Genomic DNA, 26,244 nt, shown 5'->3' with positions numbered 1-26,244 from the left:
ATTACCGATCATGATACAATTGCAGAAAATTTCCAGGCATTACCCGGTAGGATTCGGAAAAAATTACATCCTGAAAGATATTGACCTCACGATCAATGAAGGCGAGTTTGTATCTATTATGGGACCTTCCGGTTCAGGGAAATCCACCTTACTGCATATTTTGGGTTTACTGGAAGAACCATCCGAAGGACAGTACTTATTTGAGGGAGAGCGTGTAGACAAGATGAACGAGAAAAAACGGACCCAATTGCACAGGGGCTCCATTGGATTTGTGTTCCAGGCATATCACCTGATAGATGAGTTAACCGTGTACGAAAATATTGAAACGCCGTTACTGTATAAGAATATACCTGCTTCAGAAAGAAAAAGCCGGGTGGCAGATGTGCTGGACCGCTTTAACATGGTGGCCAAAAAAGATCTGTTCCCCAACCAGTTATCCGGCGGACAGCAACAGCTGGTAGGTATTGCCCGCGCTATTGTAGCGGAACCCCGGGTGATCCTGGCCGACGAACCCACCGGTAACCTGCATTCCGATCAGGCAAAGGTGATCATGCAGTTGTTTAAACACCTGAACGAACAGGATAAAATTACAATTGTGCAGGTAACCCACTCAGACGTGAATGCCACCTATGGCAACCGCGTTATCCAGATCCGCGATGGACATATTCAACCATAATAAAGGCGGATCAGTTTTAAGAATTCTGTAAAAAAAAGATTATGTTGTACGCTCAATTAGTGAGGTATACTGCCATACCTACTAAATTTTTGCCTTCTATCAAGAAGGGTGGAAAAGTATCATCACAATTATTATATTTTTGGAATGTTATGAGAATATCCCGAATAGCAGGAGCAATCCTGATTTTATTGTTTGCTAACATAACATCCGCTGATGCGCAGGATACGTGGAGTTTACAACGTTGTGTGGATTATGCACTGCAAAATAACCTGACGGTTAAACAACAGGAAGTACAGAAACGCCTGGCAGATCTCACTTTACAGCAAAGCCGCCTGCAAATGATCCCTGGTTTCAGCGGATCAGTATCAGGAGGGTATACTGATGGTAGAAGTGCCAGCCTGGGAGACAACCAGTATGTTAACCAAACCGTGTTTAACTCCAGCGGTAACCTGAATATGCAGGCGAACCTTTTCAGCTGGTTTTATCAGCAAAAAACAATTGCCGCGAACAAACTGGATGCACAGGCTAACAGTTTCCTGCTGGAAAAAGCAAGGAACGACCTCGCTTTTAACGTAGCCACCGCCTTCCTGCAGATACTGCTCAATATCCAAACGGAGAAAGTAAACGAAGAAAACGTACGCCTTACCAACTCCAACCTGGATAACACCAAGAAACTGGTGATCGCGGGCTCCGTACCGGAAAGCAACCAGGCCGACCTCGAAGCGCAGCTGGCGCTGGACAGCAGCAACCTGGTTACCGCCCAGAATAATGTGACCCTGGCTATTCTCCAGATGAAGGCATACCTCAACCTCGGATTTGAAATTCCTTTTAAACCGGATGTACCGGAAAATATTTCTTCCCTGCCATTAGCTGCCTTGCAGGAAATGGCGCCGGAAATGGTGTACAGCGCCGCTTTAACCAACTATCCGCTGGTAAAATCGGACGAACTGAAGATCAAAAGCGCTACCAAAGCGTACCAGGCGGCCAAAGCGCAGCTGTATCCCAACCTGAGCATCGGGGGCGGCCTTAGTACTTACTACGCCAATAACTATTATGAAGATATTGCGCAAACGAAAGTGCTGCCGTTTCATGACCAGATCAGCAATACCTACAGGAAAAATCTTGGGTTAACACTTAACATTCCTATTTTTAATGGCTGGCAGCAACGTACTACCGTAGCCAAAGCCAAAGTAAATATATATAGCCAGGAGCTGATCCGTGACCTGGATCACCAAAAGCTCAGACAGGATATTTATACCGCCCATGCCAATGCAGTAGCTGCTTTACAGAAATATAACGCATCTGCCACAGGGGTAATGGCGGCCCAGAAAGCGTATGATTTTGCCACCAAACGCTTCAATCTCGGATTAATGAACACCATTGATTATATCACAACGCAAAGTAAATTGTATAATGCGCAGGTAAACAAGGTGCTTGCTCAATACGATTACATATTTAAAATGAAATTGCTGGAATTCTACAGGGACCAGAAAATATCACTGTAGCCAACCCTGGAAATTAAATTGCTTTATGAAGAAGAAGAAACTCTACTGGGTCATAGGCATACTTTGTTCACTCGTTATTTTGTTCCTGGTGCTTAAAGCGTCCGGGGTTATTGGTAAAGAAGAAGGAATTAAAGTTGCTGTAGACAATGCTTCTAATAGAAATATTATAGAAGTGGTTACCGCCAGCGGTAAAATTTATCCTGAAATTGAAGTAAAAGTAAGCTCCGACGTTTCAGGTGAAATCACAGACCTGCCCATCCTGGAAGGTGACTCCGTGAAAAAAGGACAGGTACTGGCACGGATATACGCAGATATCTACGGATCGATGGTAGACAAAGCCGCGGCTTCCATGAGCCAGTCGCAGGCCCAGCTGGCCAATTCCGCTGCGGCGCTGAACTCCTTTAAAGCCCGTCTTGATCAAAACAAGGCTGCCTTCAACAGGAACAAAGAACTCCTTGCCCAGAAAGTGATCTCCAGGTCAGAGTTTGAAACAGCGGAAGCCACCTATCTCGCTTCCCTGGCAGACTATAACGCCGCCGTGCAACAGATCAACGGAAACAAGTTTGCCGTTGCCAGCGCGCAGGCCAACCTGAATGAAGCCAATAAAAACCTGGGTCGTACCACTATTTCCGCTCCTATGGGCGGTATCGTTTCCCTGCTCTCTGTAAAGAAAGGAGAACGCGTGGTGGGTACCGCACAAATGACCGGTACCGAAATGCTGCGTATCGCTGATATGAACACCATGGAAGTACAGGTAGACGTAGGTGAAAACGATATTCCAAAAGTAAAATATGGCGACACTGCCATCATTGAAGTAGATGCGTATAACAGCCGTCAGTTTAAAGGCATTGTAACACAAATTGCCAGCTCCAGTAAAGGCGCCGCTACCGCTACAGTAAGCACCGCCTCCTCTGCAGAGCAGGTAACCAGCTACATTGTACATATCCGCATCCTGCAGGAAAGCTACCAGGATCTCCTTGATAAAAACAAGAAGACCTTTCCTTTCCGCCCGGGTATGAGTGCCAGCGTGGATATTCAAACCAGGCATGTAAATAATGTACTGGCCATTCCGATTAACTCCGTTACTACCCGCGACGGCGATTCTACAAAAGCAAAAGGCGATAAAAAGAAAGAAGCGCCGGTACAGGATAACACTACGCCGGGTTCTTCTGCCGATACCAAACCCGTGTTAAACGAGGTGGTATTTGTATTGCAGAAAGATGGCAGCGTTAAAATGGTACCCGTTAAAACCGGTGTGCAGGACGATGCCTGGATCCAGATCACTTCCGGCCTCAGTGCCGGCGACCAGGTAATCAGCGCCCCTTATACTGCCATTTCCCGCAACCTCGAAAACGGCAAAAAAGTAAAGGTGGTACCAAAGGCCGAGCTGTTTGAAGGTCAGGCAAAATAACGCAGTTACACAACTTTATATAAAGCAAAGAGGTTGTATCAAATTACTTGATACAACCTCTTTTTTTTTGGTATTTCCGCTGATCAGGGTTATCTTTATGATATGCATAAAACATTGATATACAACATTTTCCTCCGCCAGATCTCTCCAAGAAACGCAAGCGGACTCTGTATAGCACATTGATATCCAATACGTTACCGATCAAGTCCACATCACCTCCACATCAAGTCCGTGTTATCTCCACATTAAAGGCATGTCCTAAGTATCTCCTAAGCATGTGCAAGGCAACTGCAAAGTATCGCCTATGTCATGTTCAGGAACCTTTGTTTTTATCCCCCGCCCGCAAAACTGCTTTATTGCTTTTTAATTACATTGCATAAAAATTTGCATTGTGAGCAATAGCATTGGAATTATAGGCAGTGGCAGCTGGGCTACTGCCCTGGCTAAAATACTGACTGATAACGGGCATCATATACATTGGTGGATAAGGAACGATGATACCATCCGCCATATGCAGCTACGGCATCATAACAAACATTATCTCACCTCCGTATATTTTGATACCAGCCTGCTGAGCCTCAGTAGTGATGTGAAAGCAGTAGTGGCTGCCTGTGATGAGCTGGTATTGGCTGTTCCCAGTGCTTTTTTGGAAGATGTGTTAAGCATGTTGCCGGCGGATGCGCTGATCAATAAAAGAGTCATTTCTGCTATTAAAGGACTGGTACCAAGTACCAACGATCTGATTGGAGAATATCTTCTGAAACAATTCAATTTACCGGCCAGCCAGTATTTCACCATTACAGGCCCCTGCCATGCGGAAGAAGTAGCCAGCGAAAAGCTGTCGTACCTTACCTTTTCAGGCGCCCACCTGGATACTACCCAGTCTATCGCCGACAAATTTACCGGCAGCTACCTGCAAACAATTGTAAACACAGATGTAATAGGCGTACAACTGGCCGCAGTACTCAAAAATATTTATGCAATGGGCGCCGGTATTGCACACGGACAGGAATACGGGGATAACTTCCTGAGTGTATTTATTACCAACTGCTTCCGGGAAATGCAAAGTTTCCTCGAAAAATATGAAGAGCAGAAAGCTATAATAGCCGGAACGGAGCCGGTAGTGCATAACTACAGCGCCAGCGCCTACCTGGGCGATTTGCTGGTTACCTGCTACTCACTGCATAGCCGTAACCGTACTTTTGGTAATATGATCGGGAAGGGGTACAGCGTAAAAGCTGCGCAGCTGGAGCTGAATATGATTGCAGAAGGTTATTACGCCAGTAAATGTATGCATGAAATGAACAGGAATATAGGGGCGTATATGCCGGTTGCCGAAGCCGTATATGCTATTTTATGGCAGCAGGTGCATCCCTCAGAGGCGTTCCTGTCTCTCGAAAAAGGCTTCATATAAAGAACGGCCGGCTGTTAGTCTTGACAGGCTAACAGCCGTCTGCCAGGTGTCTAAAAATCGTCGTAATCTTCATAGTTATCTTCCCCAATCTTCATAATTGCCCGCACATTCGGGAAATACTGTTTAATAAGACTGGCAATCCGGGTGAAAAGATATTCGCTTAACACCGGTCCCTCATAATACTCAATCTCATTGGTCTCGTCTGAGATGATATACTCCGTGATATTACGGTCAATGATGGCTTGAAAGCGCCTTTGCCGGGGAAGTTTTCTCAAACTGATTTTGGTAGGAACACCATCTACATTAAATGTACATGCAATGTTTCGCATAACGGCCATTGGGTTTAAATGAGAAAAATGGAATGGTTAAAATTTGCTCTTCACATGGTAGCTTGGGGGCATCCTTCAGCTAAAATAAGCTGAAATGGACAAAAAAACATTATTGTTTACCTGTTATGGTAGTAATATTGCTATTTGTGCCTGAATTAACCCTGTAATCAGCAAATTACATTACAATTGTAAACAATTATGATTATATGGACTGTTAATAGAATGTAAATGGTCCGCTTTTATTTTATTCACAGACCTTACCTGTGGATACGGGATAAAATGTGTGGAATTATATCCACACTTTCTTGTGTCTAAATCCGGCGAAACCCCCTACAGCAGGCATTGGATTGATATTTGAAACATCCTATGTCCCGATCCGCAAAATTGAGGACCTGGTTACTTGTTAACTGCGTAGTATAAAATTTTTGCCATGAAGATTAGAACTTTGCTTTTTGTTACATCTTACCCGCCCCGTGAATGTGGGATCGCAACTTTTGCACAGGACCTGGTAAACGCAATGAATAAGAACTTTGCCGGTAACCTGAATATTGAGGTGGCAGCACTGGAAGAATCAGGCAAACCTGCCAATGTAAAAGAAACACCTGTTACTTACTCGGTCAACCCGTTTGATATTGATAATTGTATCGATTTTGCACAGAAAATAAATGAGAACGACAAAATAGACCTGGTTTGTTTTGAACACGAATTTGGCCTGTATGGTGGAGAATACGGTCATAACCTCCTGGCTATGCTTTCCTTACTGGATAAGCCTTTTGTGGTCCGTTTCCATACCGTACTGCCTTACCCCGATCATAAATGCACTAAAGTAGTCAGCCTGATCAGCGCACTGGCGGCAAAAGTGATTGTAATGACCCGCTCGTCTGCCGACTTACTGCAGAATGTATATCAAGTGCCTGCAGAAAAAATTGTGCATATCCCGCATGGTACACACGCGCACATCGTAGAAGATGTAGATACACTGAAAAGACAATACAATGTAGAAAACAGGATGGTACTGAGCACCTTTGGTCTGCTCAGCGAAAACAAAGGTATTGAAACAGGTATCCGGGCTATGAAGGATATTGTAAAGCAATATCCCGATGCCATTTACCTGGTGCTGGGAAAAACCCATCCGGTAGTATGTTCCCGTGAAGGAGAAAAATACCGTGATTCACTGGAACAACTGGTGAAAGAACTCGGCCTGGAAAACAACGTGAGATTCGTCAATAACTATCTTTCCCTGAAAACATTACTCGATTATTTATCTCTTACAGATATATACCTTTTTACGTCAAAAGATCCGCATCAGGCAGTAAGCGGTACTTTCGTATACGCCATGAGCGCCGGCTGCGCGGTGATCTCCACCTCCTTTGTGCAGGCCCGCGAAATGCTGGAAGACGGAGCCGGTTGCCTGGTAGATTTCAATAACCCGGAACAAATTGCCGCATGCGCGTTACAGCTGCTCGGCGATCCGGAACTGCGTGCGCAGATGAGTCAGTCGGCTATTGAAAAAACACGCAACTCTATCTGGGAAAATGTAGCTATTGCACATATGAGCGTAATCAGCGAAGCACTGGCAGAAGATAAGATCCTGCCTAACCTGCCACCGCCTTACCTCGATCACATCGATCGCATGACCGATGAAACAGCGATGCTGCAATTTTCCAAACATGATATTCCTGATCCTGCGTTCGGATATACGCTCGACGACAATGCACGCGCACTTATTGCTACCTGCATGTACAGCAGCGAATTAAAATCCAGCAGCTTCGTGAACTCACTGACCCGTAAATACATTGATTTCATTGCCTACTGCCAGCAGCCTTCCGGCAAGTTTCTTAACTATGTGGATATCGATCGCCAGTTCAATAAAATGAATGACGAAGTAAACCTGGAAGACGCCAATGGCCGCGCTGTATGGGCGCTGGGTTATGCCCTCGCTTCACACCGTCACCTGCCTTTTGATGCGGTTCAGGATGTAGCAGCCATATTCACAAAATGCTTCACCTGGATGGAGTCACTGAACTCACCCAGGGCAATGGCTTTCACCATCAAAGGACTGTATTACTTCCTCGCCTATAAGCCCGGTGGCAAAGCAGTGGAAATTTTACAACATCTGGCTGCAAAATTGTATGAACATTACAAACAGGAAGCAGATGAAACCTGGCATTGGTATGAATCCTACCTTACCTACGGTAACGCCGTATTGCCCGAGGCAATGATGATGGCCTACCAGGTAACCGGGATAGATGCCTACCGCAGAACCGCGGAAAACAGCCTCGCTTTCCTTTGTGGCAAAACCTTTACAGACAGCCATATGAAGGTGATCAGCAATAAAACATGGTACCACAGGAATAACACCCAGCAACAGGAAGACGGCGGCGAACAATCTATAGAAGTAGCCTATACAATGCTGGCATTGAATACTTTTTATAATACCACAAAGAATAAATCATATTTGGAAAAGATGCGTTTGGCATTCAGTTGGTATTTAGGTAATAATCACCTGAAACAACTTGTTTATAATCCATTAACTTACGGTTGCTACGATGGCCTTGAAAAAAACAATATAAACCAGAACCAGGGCGCCGAATCTACTGTATGTTACCTGATTGCCAGATTATTAATGGAACAATGGAATAAGCATAAGTATGTTACACCGAAACAAAACAGCCTGGCACCAGTCAGACTTGGCTACAACTGAGAATAACATGAAGTATCCCAGCATATTGATTATAGATGATGAGCCGGATATATGCAGACTATTGCAACTTACGCTGGTACGTCACGGATATAATGTAAAATACGTACATGAATTGGGAGAAGGGATGAAGTCCATTTTCAGACATCAGCCCGATCTCCTTTTCCTGGACATCCACCTGCCCGACGGATCGGGCCTCGAGGCTTTGCCAGTGATCAAGGAACGTTGTCCCACGTTACCAGTAATCACCATCAGCGCCTATGATAATGCGATGGAAAAGCAAACCGCACTGAAAGCAGGAGCCGCCTTTTTCCTGGCTAAACCTTTCAGTCTCAAGAACGTAGATGAACTGATCGACAGTATCAAAATAAAAAGCTGATAACGCCCTCTTGGTTATAATCAGTAATTTTAATCAGCTATTCTGTTGCCAATTACCACTATATTAAAGAAGTATGAAAAATATTCTAATAATAGACGACGAAATTAATATCTGTACACTCCTGAGCAAATTCCTCGGGAAACATGGCTTTGATGTAGATACCACCATGACGGGTGGCGCTGCACTTAAAATGATGAAAGAGAAAACCTATGACCTTGTACTCTGTGATTACAGGCTGAAAGATACAGATGGTGCACAACTGCTGCAGGATATCCATCAGATCAATCCTTCTACAATTGTAATTATTATTACAGGTTATACAGATGTAAGAGTAGCGGTGGAAATGGTGAAAAACGGCGCATACGATTATCTTTCCAAACCGCTGTACCCGGATGAAATTCTGAACCTCGTACATAAAGCCTTTGCGCATAAAGACGCAGAACAGGAACGGCGCGCATCCAGACCAGTAGAGTCGGGCAGTGAGCCCGAAGCAGTACGTGAAACGTTATTATCACGTAACCAGGACGACAAAAATAATAAATACGTATACGGTGAAAGCGAAGGAGCGAAAGAATTAATAAGACAGATTAAACTGGTGGCGCCCACCGATTACAGCGTTATCATTTTTGGAGAAACCGGTACCGGTAAGGAATCTGTAGCACATCTTATTCACCATCACAGTAAAAGAAACCAGCAACCATTTGTTGCGCTGGATTGCGGCAGCCTCTCCAAGGAACTGGCCGCCAGTGAATTGTTCGGTCATGAAAAAGGCTCTTTTACCGGCGCTATCAACACCAAAATAGGCGCCTTTGAACAGGCACAGGGAGGTACCCTGTTCCTGGATGAAATCTCCAATTTATCGTACGACATACAGGTAGCCCTGCTACGCGTTCTACAGGAAAAATTAATTCGCCGGGTAGGAAGTTTAAAAGAGATACCAATTGATGTACGCATCATTGTAGCATCCAACGAAAAGCTCTCTGAATCAGTACAGCGCGGCAAATTCAGGGAAGACCTGTTCCATCGCCTTAATGAATTCACCATTTATATTCCGCCTTTACGCGAGCGCCGCGAAGATTTACCACTGTTCACCACCGCCTTTGTAAACCAGGTGGAAAAGGAACTGGATAAATCATGTGGTAAAATTTCTTCTGAAGTGTGGGATTGCTTCCAGCAATACAACTGGCCCGGTAATATCCGCGAACTGAAAAATGTAATCAGGAGAGCCTGTTTGCTTACGCCTGAAATGGAAGATATTACCATGATCGCTTTGCCGCTGGAAATGAAAGAATCTTTTAACCAGATTCCGGAAGAAGTACACGTTTCCGGTGAACTGGCGCTGCTTTCCAACGACAATGATCTGAAAACAGTAGCCCTTCAGGCAGAATACAATAAGATTATCAATGTGCTGAAAGAAGTGAAGTATAATAAAACAAAAGCAGCGCAGGTATTGAATATCGACCGTAAAACACTGTATAACAAATTACGGTTGCTGAATATAAATTATTAGTAGTTTATTCCCTGGCAGACATCCGTCTCCAGGGAATAAATTATCCTATTGCAGGTATCGCAATCGTAAATACCGCTCCCTTCCCGGGTTCACTATCCACGTGTATAGTTCCTTTGTGATTTAATAGAATATTCTGTGTGCTGGTCAGGCCAAGACCTGTGCCTTTCGCCTTACTGGTATAGAAAGGATCAAACAAACGCGCCAGCTTGTCTTCCGCAATACCGGCGCCATTATCACGGATCATCAGCTTCGCCTTGTCCTGGCTAAGCCTTGTACTGATGGTGAGTACGCCTTTGCCCGGTACCATTGCCTCAATGGCGTTGATGATAATATTCAGAAAGGCAATCACTACTTTTTCTTCATCCGCATTAATCATCACATCCGGCGATACCAGGTTTCTTTCCACACGGATTTCATTCAGTTGCAGCCGGTCGTTGGATAGCTGCAGCGCTTTCTCTATAAGCTCGTTGATACCTACAGGTTCCATATGCAGTTCAATCATACGGGTGCTGTGCAGCAGCTCTGTAATCAACTGGTTAATACGGGTGCAGTTCCGTTCAATGATATCTGTATACATCAGCGTATCATCATTGGCCGCCACTTCTTCTTCTTCTTTAAACTGGCTTACGGCCAGCAATATATTGGTTAGCGGGTTTCTTACTTCATGTGCAATTACCCTGGCAATACGCCCGGTGATTACAAATTTTTCCTGGTGTTGTTTCTCCTGTTCTTCTCTCTTTTTATCGGTGATATCCTGGATTACACAAAGGAATATCTGCGCTGCTTCGTCCAGCATAACAGCATTGATCAATACCACCAGCTTTTTGTTATCGGCAGTTTTGAAATCATATTCCTGTAAATTGGCAATACCACTGTTACAGATGTTGTTCAGGAAATTCTCGCTTTGATCTTTGGAGATGAAGAGATCGCGCAGATGTAATTTCAGTATCTGTTCCCGGTTGTAACGAAGGGTTTTTAATGCAGCGGGGTTGGCGTCAATAATATTCCGGTCGCAATCGGCCAGTACAATCAGGTCGTGCGCTTTTTCGAAGATGCCGTAATATTTTTTCTCGCTTTCTTCAATAGACCGGCGATGGTTGAATTCATCGAGCGCATAGCGGATGGATCTTTCCAGCAGGTCGGCAGTCATTTCTCCTTTCACCAGGTAATCGTAAGCACCGGCCTGCATGGCTTCCCGGTCAATATTATAATCGCCTTTACCGGTAAGCATAATTACCGGCGGCTGATGATGCATCTGGTGTAACCTGCGGAGGATATCGATACCGGTATTGGGTCCCAGCCGGTAATCTACCAGGAATACATCATACGTATTGTCGGCTATGGCAGCCAGTCCCTTCTGATAGGTAGAAGCCCATTCAAGCACATATTGACCTGGTGAAATATCATGAAGTAGTTCTGTTACGAGAAAGAAATCGTCTTCATCATCGTCTATCATTAAAATGTGTATTGGTCGCTCGCTCATCGCAATAGAATAGATTAGGAGTTTTGGCAATTAATGACAAAATCCACAGCAATAAAGGTGCTAACCTTTTATCAATCTGTAGGTCCATCATTCCTGTTTCTCTGTCGCAGGGGTAGAATAATCACAAAGGAGGCTCCTTTCCCCGGGTATCCGTGGGCTTGTATGAAACCATTGTGGCTGTCTACAATTTTTTTGCAGATGGCGAGTCCTATCCCTGTACCGGAATATTCGCTGATGCCATGCAGCCGCTGGAAAATAAGAAAAATGCGATCGGCATAAGCCTGCTCAAACCCAATACCATTGTCGTCCAGGCTGATGCGGCAGTAACTCTCGTTCCACCGGCTTTCTTTTACAATACCCAGTTCCTTTCCGAGCAGTAGCTGGTGATGGATATTGATTTCCAGGCGCCTGTCGGGGCTGGCAAACTTAATAGAATTGGCCAGCAGGTTCTGAAACAGCTGGTGGAAAGAAGTATCGCTGCCTTCTATAACCGGCAGCTGGTCGTATGTAACCTGTACATTTTTTTCTTCCAGTGTAACCTCCAGGTCGCTGAGCACTTCCTGCAACAGCCTGGTCATATCCACGGGGGTAATGCTTTCCGGCGTAATACGGCCTGCCCGGGAAAAAATGAGGAGGTCGTTAATCAGCACCCGCATCCGGGAAACGGCGGACACCATACGGTCTATCAGCTGCGTGGCATCCGGCGGCAGCTGGTCTTTATATTTCATCTGCAGCCGGTCGCTGAAGGTAGATATCTTGCGTAACGGTTCCTGCAAATCGTGCGAAGCCACATAGGCAAACTGCTCCAGCTCCTGGTTGGTTTTATTCAGGAGGGAGATATTCTGTTGCAGATCACGCTGGTAGGACTTCATCCGGCTTTCAATATGTAACTGTAGTTTGAATTCCCTGGTGAGGGTAATATAGGAATAGATGCCTATCAGGATGGCCACCAGCGAGGATATAAAGATCATGGGTACCCACATCACCGCAAAGAAATGGAACAGTTCCGATTTTTCCTGTACCAGGCTTTCTTCAATCCGGATCATGTCACGCACCTTAATGTCGATGATATCCATTGATTTTTCCCCTTCTTTCACATCGGAGAGTTGTTTCAGCTGGGTGGAATTCTCCTCGCCCAGTTGCAGTTGCTGGTATTTGATGGCCAGTAACAGACGAAGGGTATCCAGGTGTTTTTGCTGAACTGGATTTTCGGCCGTTATTTTCCGGAGCAGGAGATATTCCCGCTCAATCCTGTTGCTGCGTTCCTGCATACTGGGGTCCAGGAAGGAGCTGTCTTTGGTAAGCGTATATCCCCTGATCGCAGCTTCCGCTTCCTTGAGCTGCCGGGTAATTACCTCCAGCCGTTTGGATACTTCAATGGCATGATTCAGCCTGCCGGCGTTATCCAGCAGGTTTTTGGCCACCAGGTACGAGAACACGGAGGCTGCCACGATAACGGTAAATGCAATGAAAAAGCCAAGTCGTATTTTTTTGTGTACTGAAAAATGCATCTGTATGTATGAGATCTTGAGAAAGCATTTCAAGTTACTATTTCTGCCTGAATTTCACTACTAAAAAATACCCTTTTCCCGTGAAGGGCTTTCTGAGCAACATATTCCACAGAATGACGGTAAATTCTACAAGCACCGGAAGCAGTGGCGCCTTACTGTTACCGCAGAGATACAGGTACGCTGGAATGCCTTCCCGTAGCGGGTTTGAGAAACACGTTTTTGTGGTAAAAACAACAGGTCTAACTAGTGGAATGAACTTTGGATAACTAACTATAGTTCTTAACCAATAAACTTGTGAGGTATGAATAATCCGGATAGAAATAAACAGCCGATTCCTGATCCAACTCCAGATAAACAACAGCCGGGAAAAGAAGACCCAATACCGGTTCAACCGCCACCGGACAAGCCGGAAATTGAACCCATCCCGCAGGAGATACCGGACAGGGATACTCCTCATACCCCCGCCAATCCGCAGGCGGTAGAGGAAAAAGAAGAAGCGTTTAAAAGACAATCACCTGATAAACATTAACCATTCTTTCATCTAAAAAAATCTGTTACAATGCCTACCACAAAATCAGCCGGCAACGGCACCGCAAGAAGAACAGCCAGCGAAAAAATGCCGGACTCCAAATTCCATGAACTGTTTATGGATGAATTAAAAGACATCTACTGGGCAGAAAAGAACCTGGTAAAAGCACTGCCCAAAATGCAGAAAGCTGCTACCTCGGAAGAGTTAAGTACCTGCATAGGAAACCACCTGGAAGAAACAAAAGAACATGTAGCCAGGCTGGAACAGGTATTCGAATTACTCGGCAAAAAACCACAGGCAAAAAAATGCGAAGCGATGGAAGGATTGATTGCCGAAGGACAGGAAGTTGTAGCAGATACTGACGAAGACACGGCCGTAAGAGACGCTGGTATTATCATTGCTTCCCAGAAAATTGAGCACTACGAAATATCCGCCTATGGCAGTTTACGCACACTCGCCAATGTAATGGGCCATTCCCAGGTTGCGAAATTACTGGAGCAAACTTTGAAAGAAGAAAAGAATGCCGACAGCTTACTCACAGAAGTAGCTGAATCTACTGTAAACGAAGAAGCTGCGGCAGAATAGGTTAACGATGATTTGTATAATTGTGTTAATGAAAACTGCAAAAGTCCCTGCTTAAACAGGGACTTTTTTTAACCCGTTGATATGCAAAAATCCAATCCCAAAAAACCAGTGAGGCCGGCCCGGAAACAATCCGTACAACCCGGCCTGGAAGAATTGATGAACCCGGCCCCGGTGTTCGAAAAAAGCAATACAAAAAATGGTAAACTGCATAACAAGGTGGCCGTTATTACCGGCGGCGACAGTGGTATTGGCCGCGCAGTAGCGGTAGCCTTTGCCAAAGAAGGCGCAGACGTAGCCATTGCTTATTTTAATGAGCATACAGACGCAGAAATTACCTGCGAACACATTACCCTCGCCGGCCGGGAATGTATGCTCATTGCAGGCGATATCAGCAATGAAAAGCATTGCAACGATATTGTTAAAAAGGTAATAAAGAAGTTTAAAAAGATAGATATCCTGGTAAATAATGCGGCGGTACAATACCCGCAGGAAAGTATCACGGATATCAGCGCCGCCCAGCTGCACAAAACTTTTGAAACTAATATTTATCCGCACTTTTATCTTACGAAAGCGGCCCTGCCGTATATTCCCCAGGGCGGAAGTATTATTTGCACCACTTCTGTAACCGCTTACCGGGGCAGTAGTCATCTTATTGATTACAGCTCCACCAAAGGCGCCATCGTTTCTTTTGTAAGGTCTTTATCCGCCTCCCTGTCTGAAAAAGGAATCCGGGTAAATGGCGTGGCGCCCGGTCCCATCTGGACCCCGCTCATCCCCGCTACTTTTACCGCGGAGGAAGTGGCAAAGTTTGGTACAGATGTGCCGCTGAAACGCGCCGGCCAGCCCGTGGAAGTAGCCCCCTGCTACGTATTCCTGGCCAGCAATGAAGCCAGTTATCTCACCGGTCAGATCCTGCATCCCAATGGAGGGGAAATCATAAATGGTTAGCATAGATCTGATAACAGACCCCGTGGCCGTAGCCCGGTCAGTGAAACTGCGGTACGTTACAGCAAATACACCCGGGTATACACGCGTCCGCAAAGGGAAGGACTTTATCTACCTCGACCCCGCCGGCAAAAGAGTAAAAGACCCTGAAGTGCTGGACCGTATCCGGAAACTGGTGCTGCCGCCCGCCTGGGAAAATGTATGGATCTGCACCTGGGCCAATGGCCACCTGCAGGCCACCGGCATCGATGTGAAAGGACGCAAACAGTACCGTTATCATCTTGAATGGGGCAAAGCCCGCAATGAAACCAAGTACTACCGCCTCCGGCAGTTCGGCGAAAAATTACCGGAAATACGGAAACGTATACACGAAGATTTAAAACGAACATCACTGGATAAAAATAAGGTAATTGCCATTGCTTTGTCCGTGATGGAGGAAACACTGATCCGCGTGGGCAATGCCTCCTATGAAAGGTTATACGGCTCACACGGACTTACCACCCTGCGGAATAAACATGTGAAGATCAATGGTAACAAAGCATTCTTTCAGTTCCGGGGAAAAAAAGGGGTGGAGCATAAAATAGCACTTCATGACGCCGCACTTGCAAAACTGCTGAAAAAAGTACAGGACATTCCCGGCCAGGTATTGTTTCAGTATTACGATGAAAACGGCGAACACAAAGCCCTCGATTCCGGAGAAGTAAATGAATATATAAAGCAGTGCTGCGCAGAAAATGAATTTACCTGTAAAGACTTCCGCACCTGGGCCGGTACGGTAAACGCATTAAATCTTCTGGCAGACCTCACACCCTTTGAATCCGTTACGGAATGCCGCCGGAATATTGTAGCGATAATCGACGGTGTGGCGGGCAAGTTGGGGAATACCCGCGCCGTGTGCAGGAAATATTACATCCATCCGCAAATCCTTAACAGCTACGAAACCGGCGAATTGGAACCCTGGCTGCAACAGCTGAGGGCTAAACGCAGTAAACCCGCCAGTGGCGGGTTACATGCGGATGAAAAGTTGCTCATGCAATTTCTGAAGGAAGCCCTGTAGCAGGTAAAGGCGCCTGCTATGCCCGGCTACCCGAATATCAGCTGATCTTCTCTGTCTTCTACTTTAATCTTCTGGATAAATTCGTCAAAACCTGCCTCTTCGTGCGAACTGTAGGCGCCGTAAGCGTCCAGTATGTAGCCCTTATTGCCATCCTGGTCTTCCATTACATACAAAATGGAGGAATCTGAAGGATCTGACTCTCCCTCAAAACGATAGGTTTTAATGATAGTCAGGTCTTCCGGGTTATAGATCTTCTGCTCATCCGTATTCTGTAACCTGCCGTGATCACTCATCTTTAACTCATGATCAAATCCTTTCTCATGCAGCTTTTCCAATACCCTCGATAAAGTTGTCATTTCGCCTGGCTTTTCCATAAAATAAGGTTTTAGTTAAACTTAAAAAACCAAAAGTTATGCCGCGATGTTTTAATATCATGGTACCATTTGTGTTAACTTTTATTTAATACCAAAACTATCATTTTATGCGAGCTATATGGTCAGGATCCATAGGATTCGGGTTGGTAAATATCCCGGTAAAACTATTCAGCGCTACACAGGACAGCCGCCTGGACCTGGACATGCTGGACAGCAAAAACGGGGCGCACATCAAATACCAGCGCATCAATGAAAATACAGGTAAAGAAGTACCCTGGGAACAGATCGTAAAAGGCTATCTGTATAAAGATGAGTATGTTATACTGGAAGATGAAGATTTTGAAGCAGCCAGCCCTAAAAAAAGTAAGATCATCGAAATAGAATCTTTTGTGGAAGAAACAGAAATCGATGACATCTATTTTGAAAATCCTTATTTCATTGAACCCGCCAAAGGGGGCGAAAAGGCCTATGCCTTACTGCAACAAACCCTGGAAAAAACGGGTAAGGCGGGCATCAGCAGGTTTGTGCTGCGTACCCAGGAACACCTGGCCGTAATCCGGCCGCGGGAAAATTACCTGCTGCTGCAACAACTCCGCTTTGCGGAAGAAATCCGCCCTTCCGGCGACCTCACCCTGCCAACACATATAAAACTGGCAAAGAAGGAGCTGGATATGGCCATAGAACTGGTAAAACAATACACGACCGAATTTGATATCAGTCAGTATAAAGATGAATATAAAGCGGAACTCCTGAAAATTATCAAGGCCAAAGCCGGTGGTAAGAAAACCGTGGTGAAGAAAATGCGTGTGGTACACACCAAGAGCGATAACCTGTTCGATCAGCTGAAAGCCAGTCTGGGTGGTAAACCCACCGCCACTAAAAAACGCGCATCATGAGCCTGTCGGAATACAAAAAGAAACGAAACTTCACGGAAACTACCGAACCTGCTACCGGTAAACCGGTGGCAGGGAAACACATCTTTGTGGTACAACGCCATCATGCTTCCCGGCTGCACTATGATTTCAGACTGGAAGTAAATGGCGTGCTGAAAAGCTGGGCAATACCAAAAGGTCCGTCCATGAACCCGGCAGATAAACGGCTGGCAATGGAAGTAGAAGACCATCCCTACGATTACAAGGATTTTGAAGGCACCATCCCGGCAGGTAACTATGGCGCAGGTACGGTGTACATCTGGGACAAAGGCACCTTTGAACTGATGAATCCCGATGGGAAAAGTTTTGATAAAGAAGCCCTCCGGGAGCTGAAATCCGGCGATCTTAAAATTGTAATGAAAGGGAAAAAGCTAAAGGGAGAATTTGCCCTTGTGAAGATGAAAGGACGCGAAGAAAATGCCTGGCTGCTGATCAAACATAAAGATAAGTACGCAGTAGATGAATATAACAGTGAAGACTATACGCCGGAAAGAATAAAAGCACAGGGAGAAAAGAATAAAGCAGCCACGAAGGTGGCAAAAAAAAAAGTAACAGCAGTAATAGTCCGCAGTGAGTCAAAAAATAAAACAGCGCAGGCTGTTCACCGGATAAAGAAAGTATATAAGCCCATGCTTACAACCCTTGTCAGTGAACCATTTGATGGGGAGGGCTGGCTCTTTGAAACGAAGTGGGATGGCTACCGGGCCATTGCCAGCGTGGAAAAGCACAAGGCAACTTTATATTCGCGCAATGAGAAATCATTCAACAATGACTATCCGGCGGTAGTGGCTGCCGTAGAGAAAATTTCGCACAATGTGGTGCTGGACGGAGAGATTATTGTACTGGATAATAAAGGCAGATCCCACTTTCAAACCCTGCAGAATTACCGGACTACAGGTAAAGGGAAACTGGTATACGTGGTGTTCGACCTGCTTCATCTCGATGGGAATGAACTGCAGCACCTGAGCCTGCTGGAACGGAAAAGCCTGCTGAAAGATGTGATAGCGGAATTAAATGATAAAACAATCCGTTTCTCTTCTCATGTGCTAAAAAAAGGGACCAGTTTTTTTGAGAAAGCCCGGAAGCAACAGTGGGAGGGCATCATTGCCAAGAAAACAGACAGTGTGTATGAAGAAGGCAGAAGAGGTATGTCGTGGCTGAAGATAAAAATTGTGAACGAGCAGGAAGCGCTGATTTGTGGATATACAGCTCCCCGCGGCAGCAGGAAACAGATAGGTGCCCTGGTGCTGGGCATGTATGAGAACAAAAAACTGAAATACATCGGGCATTGTGGAGGCGGATTAAACGAAGCCACTATCGGTGAACTGTATAACCGGCTGCAGCCGCTGATCAGCAAAACGTCGCCTTTCTCAGAAAAGGTGGCCACCAATATGCCCGTTACCTGGGTAAAGCCGAAGCTGGTATGTGAAGTGAAATTCCAGGAATGGACCGGCGACGGACATCTGAGGCAACCAGTTTTCCTCGGCCTCCGGGAAGATAAACCGGCAAAAGAAGTACATCCTGAAACCGCAAAAAAAATAAACATGGCTACTACTATTGAAAAAGAACGCACCCTGACGCTCAACAGCAAGAAAGTATCCCTCACCAATCAAACGAAATTATACTGGCCGGATGAGCAGATCTCAAAGGGACAACTGATAGATTATTACCTGTCGGTGGCAAAATATATGCTGCCTCATTTGAAAGACCGGCCGCTGTCGCTGCACCGTTTTCCCAACGGTATCAAAGGACCTTCTTTTTACCAGAAGGATCTTGACCTGGAACAAACCCCCGCATGGATTAAGAGCGTGCCGCTGCACGCAGATTCTACCGGTAAGGATGTAGACTATCTGGTATGTAATAACGAAGCCACGCTGGCCTATATGGTAAACCTTGGCTGTATAGAAATAAACCCCTGGCTGTCGAGGTTAAGCAGCCTCGACAAACCGGACTTTATGATACTGGATCTTGACCCGGAAGACATTGATTTTAAATACGTGGTAGAAACGGCCCTGCATATCAAAGACATGCTGGATAATTTCAGCATCACTTCTTTTTGTAAAACTTCCGGCTCTACCGGTTTACATATCTATGTGCCTGTTGGGGCAAAGCATTCTTATGATACTACCCGGCTGCTTGCGGAATATATTGCACGTCATGTTAATGAGGAGTTGCCAAAAAGCACCAGTGTGGTTCGCGCCAAATCTGCCCGGAATAAAAAAGTGTATATCGACTTTTTGCAGAACAGTAAAGGACAAACGGTCGCATCTCCTTATTCCGCCCGTCCAAAACCCGGTGCTACGGTATCTATGCCGCTTTTGTGGGAAGAGGTGAATGAAAAACTCCGTATCAGCGATTTTAATATTCATAACTCACTGGAACGGTTAAACGAAACTGGCGACTTGTGGCACGATATTAAAAGTATTAAGAATGACTTGCGTAAAGTGATCCGTGAAATAGAAAGCAATGCGCACGCCTGATCATTTTGTTCATTTAAATACTGAGTTATGGAAAGGCCTTTATCTTCAAAAGCGCTACCGGCGTATGGTTTCATTCTTGGCGCCATATGCATCGTTTTTACCCTCCTCTTTTATGTAACAAAGTTGTACGGCAATTTGTGGATGGGATATTTCGGCAACCTCATCATGTTCCTCGGTGTGCTGATCTCCATTATTCATTATAACAGGGTACATAAAGATAAGAACTCTGCTATGACGTCTTTTAATATGGGTTTACGCACCACTATCATAGCCACTATTATGTATGCTATATTCCTGCTCATTTTTCACCTGGTAGTGGGCGGAAACCCATCGCACGCCCTGCAGGAGGAAGACACGGTAAAAAGCAGTTTCTGGATCTACTTCCTGGGGAATGCTTTATTTGTAAATATTTTTGTTGGCGTAGTGGCAGCCCTGCTGGGTGCTATGGTTTTTAAACCCAATCAGAAAACAGATAAATCACGGAAGCCATAGGAACTATTATCTTTGCATGGCTATGTCTAAAGGCCATATTTTAATAATCGATGATGAGGACCAGCTCCGCAGGCTTTTAAGCCGGCTGCTGGCCCTGGAAGGATATACACTTCATGAGGCGGGCAATATAAGGTCTGCCTTAAAGATCCTGGAAAAAGAAGAAATACAGGTGATCCTGTCGGATGTAAAGCTGCCGGATGGCAACGGGGTGGAACTGGTGCAGCAGATACGCGCCAGGTACCCCGAAATTGAAACCATTGTGCTCACGGCATATGGTAACATCGCCGATGGGGTACAGGCCATTAAAAACGGCGCTTTTGACTATATCACCAAAGGAGACGATAACAACCGGATCCTTCCGCTGGTGAGCAAAGCGTTGGATAAGGCGCACCTGCAGTTCCGCATCCGCGACCTGGAAAAGAAGATCGGCGGTAAATATAATTTCGGCAGCATCCTGGGCGAATCCCCTGAAATACGCGCCGCCATTGCATTGGCGGAGAAAGTGGCGCCGTCAGATATGACTGTACTGTTGCTGGGCGAAACCGGCGCCGGTAAGGAGGTATTTGCACAGGCCATTCACCAGGGGAGCCAGCGGCGGCAACAACCCTTTGTAGCCGTTAACTGCAGCGCCTTTGGAAAAGAGATCCTCGAAAGCGAATTATTCGGGCACGTAGCCGGCGCCTTTACCGGTGCCGTAAAAGATAAAAAAGGTTTTTTTGAAGAAGCCCGCGGCGGTACCATTTTCCTTGATGAAATAGGAGAGATGGCGATAGAACTGCAGGCCAAAATGCTCCGCGTGCTGGAAACGCAGGAGTTTTATAAAGTGGGCGAAACAAAACCCACTAAAACAAATGTACGGATCATCGCCGCCACCAACCGGCAACTGGAGCAGGAAATCGAAGCCGGGCATTTCCGGTCCGATCTCTACTACCGGCTGTCGGCCTTCCAGATTTCCCTGCCATCACTAAACGAACGCCGGAAGGATATCCCATTGCTGGCCACCTGGTTTCTTCAGCAGATAGCGCCTAAAATGAATAAACGTATCACCGGGATGACGCCCGCTTTCCTGCAGGCGCTGCAACAGCACAGCTGGAAGGGAAATATCCGCGAACTGCGTAATGTAATCGAAAGGGCCGCCATCCTAACGGACACGGACATACTGGATACCCCCGTGCTGCCGTTCGATTTTCAGCAGGGGAACGCGGAAGATGCATCTTCCCTTAAACTGGCAGATATGGAAAAAGCACACATTATCCGGGTGCTGGCCCACGCCAAAGGCAATAAAACCAGGGCCGCAGAACTGATGGGCATCGGGTTAACCACGCTTTACAATAAAATTAAAGAATACAATATCAGCGCATCATAACAGCCAGCCCAGTAACAGGCACGCCAATACGATAAAAGGGGAAGGCACCTTGGTAAGGCACAGCAATGCCAGGGTGCTGGCCATGATCAGCAGGTTGTACCAGTTGACCGGGATCACAAAGAAGAGAATAAAAGTGGCTGCCCACATAATACCCACTACTACCGCATTGATCCCCTCGAGGGCACGGTATATCACCACATATTTTTTCAGGTTATTCCAGATAGGGAAGAAAAACAATACCAGCAACAAGCTGGGCAGGAAGATGGCAATAGGCGCTATAATACACCCCAAGAACTGGTAACCCATGCCCAGATTACGCATGGCCATGCCGCCCACATAGGCAGATATGGAAAAGGTAGGACCGGGGAGCGCCCGCATAATACCGGCGCCGGTAAGTAACTCTTCCGCAGAAAGGTATTGCGATTTGGCGCGGGTTACATACTGTTCCAGCATCATCGCAATCAGGATATCCCCTCCGCCAAATACAAGGCTGCCGAAACGGTAAAAGTTTTCAAAGAGGTTAAATGGCCGCCTGGTAATCCACTCGTGGGTACGCGCCAGCTCAGAAAGGAATCCGGCCAGTATAAACAACGACACAAATAACCAGATATTTCCCCACTGTATTTTACGGGGCTTTTCCGCCACACCGGGAATACGTTTGTTACTGAAGTTGGATACAATACCCCCCAGGATGATCAGCGCGGGAAAGGTCCACGGCGATTTCAGGAAGAAGGCGGTAAACATGGATACCACCATGATGGCAAAAGTGGCCATGCTGTTAATACTGATCCGGAAAGCACGGATGCCCCCGTACGCAAGGAAGCCTACCGCCATCGGCTGTACGTACTTGAAAATATCAGTATGCAGGGCATTTTTGCCGAAATATTGCAACAGGAAACTCAGGGAACCCATGATCAAACAGGCCGGGGAAATCCAGATGAGCAGGGTAATAATAGCCAGTATTGCGCCGCCGCGTTTATAGCCGATTAAGGTAAGGGTTTGGGAAGAAGAAGCGCCGGGAAGCAGCTGGCAGAAAGCATTGTATTCCATCAGCTCCTGTTCCGTTACATCCTTCCGTTGCTGTACAAATGTTTTCATCATCATGGCCAGATGACCCTGCGGGCCTCCGTAGGCAGTGATGCTATGTAATAGCACAGCTTTAAGAAAAGGTATATGACGTAGAAGCACAGTTTATTTTAGTGTATGCCGATTGGACAGGTTATAAGGTACTCAAATATCCGGACAAAATACAACCGTGTTGCTAATATCGGTAATCCCCAAAATAATAAAGGCACAATACTTGTAATATCGGTGATTATTATAACGAATATGGCCTTTTGTCCGTTGTGATCAATTTATCAGACAGGTTAATTACCCACCAACATGAGAAATGTTCGGATCTAAAGAATAACCATATCAGGAAGAACCGTTAAAGAAGAGACTTGCTTATACGCAGGATATTTACAAAGTCCCGGTAACAATTTTACCGGGACTTTGCTATGTATAGTCCTTATTTTTTCAAGCCTATTTCGCGTAAGCGCTCATCCAGGTACTCACCGGCAGTGATGGGTTCATATGCCAGCGGGTTCTGTGCTGTAACGCAGCTTTCCAGGCTGTCCAGTTTCATATTGGATTTTGGATGCAGGAAGAAAGGAATCGAATAGCGGGAAGTATTCCACATTTCGCGGGGAGGATTCACCACCCGGTGTGTGGTAGATTTTAAACGGTTGTTTGTTAACCGCTGCAGCATATCTCCCACATTTACCACAATCTGTTCCGGCAGGGAGGTAACCGGTACCCAGTTATCTTGTTTATCCAGGATCTGCAAACCATCCGCAGAGGCGCCCACCAGTAAAGTGATGAGATTGATATCTTCATGCTGCTCCGCACGGATGGCCGATTTAGGCTCCTGCGTGATAGGCGGATAATGGATGGCTCTCAGGATGGAATTGCCATTATGGATTTTATCATCAAAATAGGTTTCCTCCAGTCCCAGGAACAGGGCGATGGCCTGTAACAGGTATTTACCGGATTTTTCAAACCCACGGTATGCTTTAAAGAAAGTTGGCGTAAACTCCGGCACTTCCGCTACCTGTACGTTGGCAGGGTATTCCGAACTGATAGGATCTTTATCTTCCACAGTTTGACCAAACTGGAAAAACTCCTTCAGGTCCGGAGCGTCATAACCTTTGGCGTGTTCTTTACCAAAGGAAGTATAACCGCGTTGCCCGGCCAGTTCCGGAATTTCGTACTGATGTTTGGTGTCAGCGGGAAGCTTGAAGAATTGTTGTACGTATTTGTAGAGGTCCGCAATCAGTTCGTCAGGAATCCCATGATTCTTTACCGCTACAAAACCAACTTCTTCATAAGCCTTACCTAACTGCTGCACAAAGGCTGCCTTTCGTCCTGCATCTCCGGATGTGAAGTCTGCAAGATCCACTGAGGGGATAGAGTGGGTAGTTGCCATATTGAATAATTGTTTTGGAGCGATAAAGGTAGGGAAAAATAGCTCATTTGAAGTAGCCGGCCTCTTTATCGTTAATATCTACCATTGCGTAGCGGTTTACTTTATTGATGAGCATTTCATCCATCATATCCACCACATTCTTATAGTTCGATGCCTTGTCTGCTTTGATCAGTACCATCAGCTCATTCTTGTGGAAAGCTTCGTATACGGGTGCCTCTTTTGCTCCCCTGTGTAGCGGTGTTTATTTCAGCCATAAGTAACGGTTTAGGTTAAACGAAATTGGTTGAAAGCGCTTTCAGGAGTATAGATGCGGAGAAGGGGAGTTTCCATAAATGGGGAGTTGGCGCCTTCGGCGCTTTTAAATTGCTTGGTCCAGGATTAGGATGATTATGTTGATTTCGCTGATTTTATTTTTTAGATTTTAAAGATGATTAAAATAATGAAGGGAGATAAAAGCAGCACGCTTCCACCTCCCTTCTTCATCTATAAAAATCCTATAAAATTTAAAAAATAAAGGGAGACAAAAGCATCACACTTTTATCTCCCCAAAAAAATCAAACAACAAAAGGTGGGGAAATCAGCGAAATCAACATAATCATCCTAATCCTGGACCAAGACAATTTAAGGCGCCGAAGGCGCCCTCCGCTTAAAACTCTGCGCTCTTCGGTGTCCGCGGGAATGCAATTACATCGCGGATGTTCGTCATACCGGTAACAAACAGCATCAGGCGTTCAAAGCCTAAGCCAAACCCGGCGTGTGGCGCAGTACCAAAACGGCGGGTATCCAGGTACCAGCTTAGTTCTTCTACCGGCACATGCATTTCCTGCATACGTTTTACCAGTTTGTCGTAGTCCTCTTCACGCTGCGAACCGCCTACCATTTCACCGATGCCGGGGAACAGGATATCCATTGCCCGCACGGTTTTATTGTCGTCGTTCAGCTTCATGTAGAAAGACTTGATCTCTTTAGGATAATCGGTTAAGATCACCGGTTTCTTAAAGTGTTTTTCTACCAGGTAGCGTTCGTGTTCGCTCTGCAGATCGGCGCCCCAGCCTTCGATCAGGTACTGGAACTTTTTGTTTTTATTATGCTTGCTGTTTTTCAGAATGTCGATGGCCTCTGTATAGGTAATACGTACAAACTCGTTGTTCAGCACAAATTCCAGCTTTTCAATCAGTCCCATTTCACTGCGTTCCTGCTGTGGTTTTTGTTTCTCTTCTTCCGCGAGGCGGTTTGCCAGGAAGTCAAGGTCATCACGATTGTTATCAAGTATATAGCCGATAACAGACTTGATAAATGCTTCCGCGAGGTCCATGTTTTCCTCCAGCTCATAGAAGGCCATTTCCGGTTCAATCATCCAGAACTCTGCCAGGTGGCGGGCTGTGTTGGAGTTTTCAGCACGGAAAGTTGGGCCAAAGGTGTAGATGTCGCCAAAGGCCATAGCGCCCAGTTCTCCTTCCAGTTGCCCGGAAACAGTGAGGTTGGTGGATTTGCCGAAGAAATCTTCCTTGTAATCAATATCGCCGTTTTCGTTCAGTGGCGGTTTTTTCATGTCCAGTGTGGTTACGCGGAACATTTCACCGGCGCCTTCTGCATCGGAAGCGGTAATGATAGGCGTGTGCAGGTACACAAATCCGCGTTCGTTAAAGAAGCGGTGTACTGCAAATGCCAGTGCGTGGCGTACACGGAAGATGGCGCCGAAGGTATTGGTGCGGAAACGCAGATGCGCTATTTCACGCAGGTATTCCAGGCTGGGCTTGTTCTTCAGCTGCAGCGGATATTTTTCCGGATCGCAGTCGCCCAGTATTTCCAGGGTAGCCGCTTTTAATTCTACTTTCTGTCCTTTACCCAGGGAAGGAATAATTTCGCCGGTAGCGCTGATAGCCGCACCGGTAGTGATACGCTTCAGCAGCGCGGCATCCGTATTCTCAGTATTAATTACTATTTGTAAATTATTATTGGTGGAGCCATCGTTCAAAGCTATAAACTGATTGTTGCGGAATGAACGCACCCAACCCTTAACTGTAACTTCGTAATGCGCCTTGTCGTCTGACAAGATTTGCTTGACTTTCACCCTTTGGCTCATGATATATATAAT

Annotated in this window: 23 protein-coding genes; 15 read left to right on the top strand and 8 right to left on the bottom strand. The window is 45.9% G+C overall.

Features of this window, described 5'->3' with window-relative positions; all coding sequences use genetic code 11:
* Nucleotides 1-10 precede the first annotated feature (10 nt).
* The 4 genes from V7S65_RS27550 (at nt 11) to V7S65_RS27535 (ending at nt 5,006) form a co-directional block, all read left to right on the top strand.
* On the top strand, nt 11-676 hold the full coding sequence (locus V7S65_RS27550; RefSeq protein ID WP_079471258.1) for an ABC transporter ATP-binding protein: 666 nt from the start codon (nt 11-13) through the stop codon (nt 674-676).
* 149 nt (nt 677-825) lie between these two features.
* Nucleotides 826-2,181 carry a TolC family protein gene (locus V7S65_RS27545; RefSeq protein ID WP_159454365.1) on the top strand — a complete coding sequence of 452 codons (1,356 nt, stop codon included), beginning with the start codon at nt 826-828 and terminating at the stop codon, nt 2,179-2,181.
* A 25-nt stretch (nt 2,182-2,206) separates the two neighbouring features.
* Nucleotides 2,207-3,592, top strand: coding sequence for an efflux RND transporter periplasmic adaptor subunit (locus V7S65_RS27540; protein ID WP_336388904.1), 1,386 nt, complete (start codon nt 2,207-2,209; stop codon nt 3,590-3,592).
* Between the two features lie 391 nt (nt 3,593-3,983).
* Nucleotides 3,984-5,006 carry an NAD(P)H-dependent glycerol-3-phosphate dehydrogenase gene (locus V7S65_RS27535; RefSeq protein ID WP_336388905.1) on the top strand — a complete coding sequence of 341 codons (1,023 nt, stop codon included), beginning with the start codon at nt 3,984-3,986 and terminating at the stop codon, nt 5,004-5,006.
* A gap of 50 nt (nt 5,007-5,056) precedes the next feature.
* Here V7S65_RS27535 and V7S65_RS27530 read toward each other — a convergent pair whose 3' ends face one another.
* Nucleotides 5,057-5,335 carry a hypothetical protein gene (locus tag V7S65_RS27530; protein ID WP_079471254.1) on the bottom strand — a complete coding sequence of 93 codons (279 nt, stop codon included), beginning with the start codon at nt 5,333-5,335 and terminating at the stop codon, nt 5,057-5,059.
* Between the two features lie 430 nt (nt 5,336-5,765).
* On the opposite strand from V7S65_RS27530, the gene V7S65_RS27525 reads away from it, so the two are divergent.
* The 3 genes from V7S65_RS27525 (at nt 5,766) to V7S65_RS27515 (ending at nt 9,925) form a co-directional block, all read left to right on the top strand.
* Nucleotides 5,766-8,039, top strand: coding sequence for a glycosyltransferase (locus V7S65_RS27525; protein WP_336388906.1), 2,274 nt, complete (start codon nt 5,766-5,768; stop codon nt 8,037-8,039).
* 7 nt (nt 8,040-8,046) lie between these two features.
* Nucleotides 8,047-8,415 (top strand): response regulator, encoded by a 369-nt coding sequence (locus V7S65_RS27520; protein WP_227024459.1) that lies wholly within the window; start codon nt 8,047-8,049, stop codon nt 8,413-8,415.
* A 73-nt stretch (nt 8,416-8,488) separates the two neighbouring features.
* Entirely contained in the window at nt 8,489-9,925 is a 1,437-nt protein-coding gene (locus V7S65_RS27515) for a sigma-54-dependent transcriptional regulator (protein ID WP_079471251.1), read from the top strand.
* 40 nt (nt 9,926-9,965) lie between these two features.
* On the opposite strand, the gene V7S65_RS27510 is transcribed toward V7S65_RS27515, so the two are convergent.
* Together V7S65_RS27510 and V7S65_RS27505 are read right to left on the bottom strand one after the other, a co-directional pair.
* On the bottom strand, nt 9,966-11,381 hold the full coding sequence (locus V7S65_RS27510) for a hybrid sensor histidine kinase/response regulator (protein ID WP_336388907.1): 1,416 nt from the start codon (nt 11,379-11,381) through the stop codon (nt 9,966-9,968).
* Between the two features lie 98 nt (nt 11,382-11,479).
* Complete coding sequence (locus tag V7S65_RS27505; RefSeq protein ID WP_336388908.1) at nt 11,480-12,919, bottom strand: sensor histidine kinase; 1,440 nt, start codon at nt 12,917-12,919, stop codon at nt 11,480-11,482.
* A 301-nt stretch (nt 12,920-13,220) separates the two neighbouring features.
* On the opposite strand from V7S65_RS27505, the gene V7S65_RS27500 reads away from it, so the two are divergent.
* The 4 genes from V7S65_RS27500 to V7S65_RS27485 all read left to right on the top strand — a co-directional run bounded on the left by V7S65_RS27500 (nt 13,221) and on the right by V7S65_RS27485 (nt 16,035).
* Nucleotides 13,221-13,448 carry a hypothetical protein gene (locus tag V7S65_RS27500; protein WP_079471248.1) on the top strand — a complete coding sequence of 76 codons (228 nt, stop codon included), beginning with the start codon at nt 13,221-13,223 and terminating at the stop codon, nt 13,446-13,448.
* A gap of 30 nt (nt 13,449-13,478) precedes the next feature.
* The gene (locus V7S65_RS27495) at nt 13,479-14,033 is read left to right on the top strand and encodes a YciE/YciF ferroxidase family protein (RefSeq protein WP_079471247.1); all 555 of its coding nucleotides are present in this window, start codon (nt 13,479-13,481) and stop codon (nt 14,031-14,033) included.
* 81 nt (nt 14,034-14,114) lie between these two features.
* Nucleotides 14,115-14,981: an SDR family oxidoreductase gene (locus V7S65_RS27490; RefSeq protein ID WP_336388909.1), complete on the top strand. Its 867-nt coding sequence runs from the start codon at nt 14,115-14,117 to the stop codon at nt 14,979-14,981.
* Nucleotides 14,974-16,035 (top strand): DNA topoisomerase IB, encoded by a 1,062-nt coding sequence (locus V7S65_RS27485; protein ID WP_336388910.1) that lies wholly within the window; start codon nt 14,974-14,976, stop codon nt 16,033-16,035. The genes V7S65_RS27490 and V7S65_RS27485 overlap by 8 nt, the downstream gene beginning before the upstream one ends.
* Before the next feature lie 26 nt (nt 16,036-16,061).
* On the opposite strand, the gene V7S65_RS27480 is transcribed toward V7S65_RS27485, so the two are convergent.
* Nucleotides 16,062-16,409 carry a hypothetical protein gene (locus V7S65_RS27480; protein WP_079471244.1) on the bottom strand — a complete coding sequence of 116 codons (348 nt, stop codon included), beginning with the start codon at nt 16,407-16,409 and terminating at the stop codon, nt 16,062-16,064.
* A 107-nt stretch (nt 16,410-16,516) separates the two neighbouring features.
* Here V7S65_RS27480 and ku point away from each other — a divergent pair, with 107 nt between their 5' ends.
* The 4 genes from ku to V7S65_RS27460 are packed head-to-tail and all read left to right on the top strand — an operon-like array spanning nt 16,517 to nt 21,679.
* Nucleotides 16,517-17,305, top strand: coding sequence for a non-homologous end joining protein Ku (ku, locus tag V7S65_RS27475; protein ID WP_079471242.1), 789 nt, complete (start codon nt 16,517-16,519; stop codon nt 17,303-17,305).
* Nucleotides 17,302-19,821 carry a DNA ligase D gene (gene ligD / locus V7S65_RS27470; RefSeq protein ID WP_336388911.1) on the top strand — a complete coding sequence of 840 codons (2,520 nt, stop codon included), beginning with the start codon at nt 17,302-17,304 and terminating at the stop codon, nt 19,819-19,821. The genes ku and ligD overlap by 4 nt, the downstream gene beginning before the upstream one ends.
* 27 nt (nt 19,822-19,848) lie before the next feature.
* A complete protein-coding gene (locus V7S65_RS27465) occupies nt 19,849-20,313 on the top strand; it encodes a DUF4199 domain-containing protein (RefSeq protein WP_079471240.1) in 465 nt (154 codons plus the stop codon).
* Nucleotides 20,314-20,329: 16 nt separating this feature from the next.
* Nucleotides 20,330-21,679 carry a sigma-54-dependent transcriptional regulator gene (locus V7S65_RS27460; RefSeq protein ID WP_310006448.1) on the top strand — a complete coding sequence of 450 codons (1,350 nt, stop codon included), beginning with the start codon at nt 20,330-20,332 and terminating at the stop codon, nt 21,677-21,679.
* Here V7S65_RS27460 and chrA read toward each other — a convergent pair.
* The 4 genes from chrA to asnS all read right to left on the bottom strand — a co-directional run bounded on the left by chrA (nt 21,674) and on the right by asnS (nt 26,232).
* The gene (chrA, locus tag V7S65_RS27455) at nt 21,674-22,834 is read right to left on the bottom strand and encodes a chromate efflux transporter (protein WP_336388912.1); all 1,161 of its coding nucleotides are present in this window, start codon (nt 22,832-22,834) and stop codon (nt 21,674-21,676) included. The two genes, V7S65_RS27460 and chrA, sit on opposite strands and share 6 nt — an antisense overlap.
* 355 nt (nt 22,835-23,189) lie before the next feature.
* Nucleotides 23,190-24,146, bottom strand: a complete 957-nt coding sequence (locus V7S65_RS27450; protein ID WP_079471236.1) for an isopenicillin N synthase family dioxygenase — start codon at nt 24,144-24,146, stop codon at nt 23,190-23,192.
* 43 nt (nt 24,147-24,189) lie between these two features.
* Nucleotides 24,190-24,324 (bottom strand): hypothetical protein, encoded by a 135-nt coding sequence (locus V7S65_RS27445; RefSeq protein WP_336388913.1) that lies wholly within the window; start codon nt 24,322-24,324, stop codon nt 24,190-24,192.
* Nucleotides 24,325-24,792: 468 nt separating this feature from the next.
* Nucleotides 24,793-26,232 carry an asparagine--tRNA ligase gene (asnS, locus tag V7S65_RS27440; protein WP_181784981.1) on the bottom strand — a complete coding sequence of 480 codons (1,440 nt, stop codon included), beginning with the start codon at nt 26,230-26,232 and terminating at the stop codon, nt 24,793-24,795.
* Nucleotides 26,233-26,244 lie beyond the last annotated feature (12 nt).

This window comes from Chitinophaga sp. CCNWYY40, assembly GCF_037483205.1.
Lineage (GTDB): Bacteria > Bacteroidota > Bacteroidia > Chitinophagales > Chitinophagaceae > Chitinophaga > Chitinophaga ginsengisegetis.
The sequence above is the reverse complement of the archived record's forward strand: the minus strand, read 5'-3'. Positions and strand labels throughout refer to the sequence as shown.